Origin of the sequence: Methanobrevibacter sp., assembly GCF_017447225.1 — an archaeon.
GTDB lineage: Archaea > Methanobacteriota > Methanobacteria > Methanobacteriales > Methanobacteriaceae > Methanocatella.
Genome location: NZ_JAFSNZ010000116.1, coordinates 1 through 4,869 on the forward strand (window position 1 = coordinate 1; position 4,869 = coordinate 4,869).

Sequence of the window (4,869 nt, forward strand, 5' to 3'; positions counted from 1 at the left end):
TCACGTGCAATTTCTTCACATACACAAAGTTCTTCAGGAAGCCCACATACATCACAGATTTTTGACATTTAATTCTCCTTCTGTTTTTCATTCAATATTGTAAGAACACGAGCAATTGTTCTTTTTAATTCTCTAATTTTTCCAGGGTTTTCGTTAACCCCAGCAGCTGCACTTTTAGAAACATTTTTGGATAATTCAGCTCTGAGTTCAATTAATTTTTCTTGAATCTCATCAACTTCCATGTCCCAAATTTCTTTACTTCTTAAAATCGCCATTGTTCCAACTCTTTTAAGATAATTAAATTTAGTATTTAACTATCGTCTTCTTCTACTTCTTCAGTAGCTTCTTCTTCAACAACTTCTTCTAATTCCTCTAAGTCTTCAATTTCCTCGATGACTTCTTCTTCGATGATTTCTTCAGTTTCAACATCGATTTCTTCTTCAATAACTTCACCATCATCTTCTTCGATGATCATTTTTGGAGGAAGAATTTCAACGGAATCAGGTAATACAGTTTCTGGAGGCATAATTCTTACATAAATACCTAATACACCAGGTTTTAATTGAACAGTTGCAAAACCTTCTTCAACTAATCTGATTGAAGGTTCACCACATTTTTTAATGTATCCTTCGACGAATTTAGCAACAGCAGATCTTGAACCTCTGATTTTACCAGAAATAGTTACTTCTACACCTTGAGCTCCTGCTCCCATAATTCTACGAATAGTGGAGTAAGCAACTCTTCTGAAGTGCATACCTCTTTGTAACATGTTAGCTATTTTATAAGCCATGATTTTAGGGTTAAGTTCAGGAACAGCAACTTCTTTAACTTCAATTTGAGGATTATCTAATCCAAATTCATTTTTAAGAGTGTTGGTAATAGATCTGACATTTTTTCCACCTCTACCAATTACCATACCAGGTCTTTCAGCGTAAACAACAACCATGGTACCTAAAGGTGTGATTTGAACATCCATACCACCGTATCCTGCTCTTTCAAGTTCTTTTTCTAAATATTCATCAATTCTGGTTCTTCTAAGGCCCTCTGTGACAAAATCTTTTTCTATCATTAGTTAGCCTCCTGTAAAACTATTTGAATGTGAGTTGTAGGTGTATTGAACGGAGTCATTCTACCGAATGCTCTAGGGATGTAACCTCTGATGACAATACCTCTGTGGCTTGAGATATGTTCAATGAATAATTTTTCAGTGTCCATACCTTTGTATTCAGCGTTTGCTTCAGCATTTTCCAGAACTTTTAATACTTGTTCTGCTGCTTTTACAGGGTATCTACCACTAGCCCATCCTTCTTGTCCTTTTCTGTGACCGACACCTTTGTTGTGTCTTTTGAAAGGAACTGATTTTTTCATTTCAATAACATCTTCTAAATAAGTTTTAGCTTTAGCTACTTCCATTCCTCTTATTGCGTTACAAATTTCAACACAGTGTTTAGGGGAAATCTTGAGAGATTTTGCCATAGCACGTGCAGTTTTTGCTTCGTCAACTTCTTTATTATAAGCGTATCCATTTTTAGCCATGATCTAATCTCCTTATTTAAGTGGTACAAACATAGATGATCTTGTAGCTCCCATACCCGGGTCCCCATGTTGAACTCTTTGTCTGGTCGGTGCATATTCACCAAAGTAATGACCGAGCATTTCTGGAGTAATTTTTACTTCAACAAAGTTACGACCATCGTAAATACCGAAAGTGGTTCCAACCATTTCAGGTATAACAATCATATCTCTACAATGGGTCCTTACGACAACAGGACGACCATCTTTAGTTCCTTCTTTATTCAATTTTCTCATTTTATCCAAAACAATTTGTTGTCTTGGTAAGAATCCTCTCTTTAAAGATCTTCTTTGTCTTGCAGGGAATAATTCCATTACTTCCTCTAAAGACATGTCTTGTAATTCTTCAAGAGTATAACCTTTATATTTAAATACTTTTCTTGCCAATGAAACACCCTCTATCTATCTTTTTAATCCAGTTCTTCTAGCTGCAATTGAACCAACTTTTCTTCCTGGTGGTGCATGTCTTGAAATAGTAGTAGGACGACCAGGATGTTGTCTGTTACCTCCCCCGTGAGGGTGATCTACTGCGTTCATTGCTACTCCTCTAACAGTCATACATTTCTTACCTTTAGCTTTAAGGGCGTGCCATCTTTTACCAGCTTTGAGATAAGGTTTATCTTTTCTACCTCCACCAGCTACAACACCGATACTTGCACGACAATTAGGGTTTAAATATTTTAATTCACCTGATGGTAATTCAACAACAGTTTGATTAGCATCGTGAGTAATTAAAGAAGCATAAGTTCCAGAAGATCTTACGAAACGACCACCGTCTCCAGGAGTATTTTCAATATCGTAAATTGGAGTACCTTCAGGAATTTCAGCGAGCGGTAATGTGTTACCGAATTTAATAGGTGCAGAAATACCACATTCAATTTCATCATCCACTTGAATGCTTTCAGGTGCTAAGATAAATTTCTTTTCTCCGTTTTCGAATTTTACTTCTGCGATAGGAGCGGTTCTTGCTGGGTCATGTACAATGTCAATGACTTTACCTTTAATACTACCTTCTTTTTCTAATGCATCGAAAGATCTGTATCTAATTTTATCTTTAAAACGATGAGAAGCAACACGATGAGTAGGAGTTCCTTTACCTCTTCTTTGATGTATTAATCGTTTTCCCATTCAAATTCCTCCTTAGAATACTCCTATTCTGACAGCAAGTTCTTCTGCCATTTCTTCTTCTACAAGTTTGATGTATGCTACTTTTTCACCTTTAGTAGTAATGTGAGTGTTAACTCTTTCTACTTTTTCTTCGTATAACTCTTCAAAAGCTCTTTTGATTTGGCCTTTGTTAGCAGTACGACGTACGACAAAAGTAATTTCATTATTTAAGTCGATTAAGTTCATGGTTTTTTCAGTAACATGAGGTTTAATAATAATTGAGTATGAATCCATAATAATCACCTTAATTTATCCAAATTATTGGAATAAACCTCCTAACTTTTCTACAGCAGATTTAGTGTAAATAGTAAGTCTTCCTGGGTGAGTACCTGGTGCTAATAATTCAGCGTTCAAGTTGTCAACAACTACAACGTCCACACCAGCGTGGTTTCTTGCACCTAAGCTGATACCATCATCTTCACCAACAACTAAAAGAGGTCCTTTTACTTTTTTGTATTTTCTTCCTCTTGTTTTACCTCTACCTGCTCTTATTCTTTTACCTTCTTTTGCACGAATAATATCATCATAAACTCCTAAACTTTGGAAGATTTCACGAGTTTGTTTAGTAGTTTTAACAGAACAGATTTCGTCTTCAACAATAATAGGTACTTGTTCCAAATCGTCAACTTTGTGACCTCTGTTAGCAACAAGTTCTTTGTTGGTAGTTGCTGCGATAGCAGATCTGATTGCGAATCTTCTTTCTTTTATGTTGATTTTTTCGTGATGATTTTTCTCAGCTCTTGTTGGGTGAGCTTGTCTACCACCAATAGCCATTGGTACAAAAGCTGCTCTTGAACCATTTTTAATCCTAGGAACTCTAGCAGTACCTCTACCGGAACCCCAGCCTTTAGCGGAAGTTCTTTTACCTGCCATTGGGTCATTACCCCATGGCTGTACTCTAGCAGATTGTGCTGATAAAACAGCTCTTTTGATTAAATCTGGTCTGTATACTTCATCAAAAATAGCAGGAAGTTCAATTTCTTCTTTTACTTCCCCATTAATAGAATAAACATTAGCCTTCATGATTATACCCCTTGTTTAGATTTAGTACTTATGTAGTTGATTTGAGGTATATCCTCAGATTTCTTATTAGGTCTAATTGCTTGTCTTAAAATAACTAACCTTTTAGATGGTCCTGGAAGGGAACCTTTTACTAAGATATAATCATTTTTAACAACACCATATTTAATGAATCCGCCGTCTGGGTTGATTTGATCAACTTCATCTGCGGATGCAATTTTTAAAATCCTTTTATTGAATTCAGTTCTTTTATGGTATCCCATTTGACCTGCTTGTGCTACAGTCCACATAGTTCTTCTTGGAGTCCAAGGACCAATTGAACCTACGTGTCTTCCTTTACCACTTCTAGTAGCTTTACCATATTGAATTCTAATATTCCATCTTTTAACTACACCTTGGAATCCTTTTCCTTTTGTAGTTGCAATTGCATCAACAAATTGACCTTCATTAAATATTTCACTAGCTTTTACTTCATTACCTAATAATTCTAAAGCAGTATTTAATTTTTCTTCAGCGTTTGCGCCTCCGATACCACATTCAAATATATCTGGTTTTTTCTTAGGTACGCTAGTTACTTTAGGATTGGTGTGTACTAAGACTTTGATATCTTCTGTGCGATCTAAAACACCTTGTATTTTTGCAATAGCTTCAGATTTATTGTATTCTTTAGGAAGTGAAATTTTCCTAGAGAGTTCTTCATCCAAATTATCTGCAAGTACTTCGGTGATCACTTTCAATCCACGAGAAGTTTTTTCATATGCTCTAATTCCCATTACTACAACCGGAGGGACTTCCAAAACGGTAACTGGAGTGAAAACTTCCATACCATTAGTTGGAGAGTTCTTATCGGTATCAGTGACTAAAGTATGAGTCATACCGACTTTATACCCTGCGAGGCCTAGTAATTTTGGTTCATCATTTTGCGGCCAAGCCTTTACTCTAGGGGTTTCTTTTGCTGCTCTTTTCCTTGGACTATAAGCAACAGACCCTTTTCTTGGCTGGTGATGTCTTACCATTCATTAACCTCCTTATAAATATGCATTTCCTTTTAATTAATTGTAAATACGTTTAATAGTTTAAATAAAACTATCAGTGATGAATATATGGAAA

General features: G+C 35.8%; 8 protein-coding genes and 1 pseudogene. All 9 read right to left on the reverse strand.

Annotated elements, in window-relative coordinates; translation table 11 throughout:
* Positions 1–68, reverse strand: a pseudogene (locus tag IJQ68_RS10800) (stress response translation initiation inhibitor YciH); the annotation flags it as partial.
* Positions 69–275: a 50S ribosomal protein L29 gene (gene rpmC / locus IJQ68_RS10805; protein ID WP_149730858.1), complete on the reverse strand. Its 207-nt coding sequence runs from the start codon at positions 273–275 to the stop codon at positions 69–71.
* Positions 276–310: 35 nt separating this feature from the next.
* Positions 311–1,069 (reverse strand): 30S ribosomal protein S3, encoded by a 759-nt coding sequence (locus IJQ68_RS10810; protein WP_292800477.1) that lies wholly within the window; start codon positions 1,067–1,069, stop codon positions 311–313.
* Positions 1,069–1,536 carry a 50S ribosomal protein L22 gene (locus IJQ68_RS10815; protein WP_292800479.1) on the reverse strand — a complete coding sequence of 156 codons (468 nt, stop codon included), beginning with the start codon at positions 1,534–1,536 and terminating at the stop codon, positions 1,069–1,071. Before IJQ68_RS10815 ends, IJQ68_RS10810 begins: the two co-directional genes overlap by 1 nt.
* 12 nt (positions 1,537–1,548) lie before the next feature.
* Positions 1,549–1,959, reverse strand: coding sequence for a 30S ribosomal protein S19 (rpsS, locus tag IJQ68_RS10820; RefSeq protein ID WP_292800481.1), 411 nt, complete (start codon positions 1,957–1,959; stop codon positions 1,549–1,551).
* Between the two features lie 15 nt (positions 1,960–1,974).
* A complete protein-coding gene (locus IJQ68_RS10825; RefSeq protein WP_292800483.1) occupies positions 1,975–2,700 on the reverse strand; it encodes a 50S ribosomal protein L2 in 726 nt (241 codons plus the stop codon).
* A gap of 12 nt (positions 2,701–2,712) precedes the next feature.
* Complete coding sequence (locus tag IJQ68_RS10830; RefSeq protein ID WP_292800486.1) at positions 2,713–2,973, reverse strand: 50S ribosomal protein L23; 261 nt, start codon at positions 2,971–2,973, stop codon at positions 2,713–2,715.
* A 24-nt stretch (positions 2,974–2,997) separates the two neighbouring features.
* Positions 2,998–3,762, reverse strand: coding sequence for a 50S ribosomal protein L4 (gene rpl4p / locus IJQ68_RS10835; protein ID WP_292800489.1), 765 nt, complete (start codon positions 3,760–3,762; stop codon positions 2,998–3,000).
* A 2-nt stretch (positions 3,763–3,764) separates the two neighbouring features.
* Complete coding sequence (rpl3p, locus tag IJQ68_RS10840) at positions 3,765–4,775, reverse strand: 50S ribosomal protein L3 (protein WP_292800492.1); 1,011 nt, start codon at positions 4,773–4,775, stop codon at positions 3,765–3,767.
* Positions 4,776–4,869: the final 94 nt, after the last annotated feature.

Bases quoted from the DNA above. Each gene is read 5' to 3' on its own strand.
- rpl4p (WP_292800489.1), bottom strand. From the start codon at position 3,762: ATGAAGGCTAATGTTTATTCTATTAATGGGGAAGTAAAAGAAGAAATT.
- rpmC (WP_149730858.1), bottom strand. From the start codon at position 275: ATGGCGATTTTAAGAAGTAAAGAAATTTGGGACATGGAAGTTGATGAG.
- IJQ68_RS10810 (WP_292800477.1), bottom strand. From the start codon at position 1,069: ATGATAGAAAAAGATTTTGTCACAGAGGGCCTTAGAAGAACCAGAATT.
- IJQ68_RS10825 (WP_292800483.1), bottom strand. From the start codon at position 2,700: ATGGGAAAACGATTAATACATCAAAGAAGAGGTAAAGGAACTCCTACT.
- IJQ68_RS10830 (WP_292800486.1), bottom strand. From the start codon at position 2,973: ATGGATTCATACTCAATTATTATTAAACCTCATGTTACTGAAAAAACC.
- IJQ68_RS10815 (WP_292800479.1), bottom strand. From the start codon at position 1,536: ATGGCTAAAAATGGATACGCTTATAATAAAGAAGTTGACGAAGCAAAA.
- rpl3p (WP_292800492.1), bottom strand. From the start codon at position 4,775: ATGGTAAGACATCACCAGCCAAGAAAAGGGTCTGTTGCTTATAGTCCA.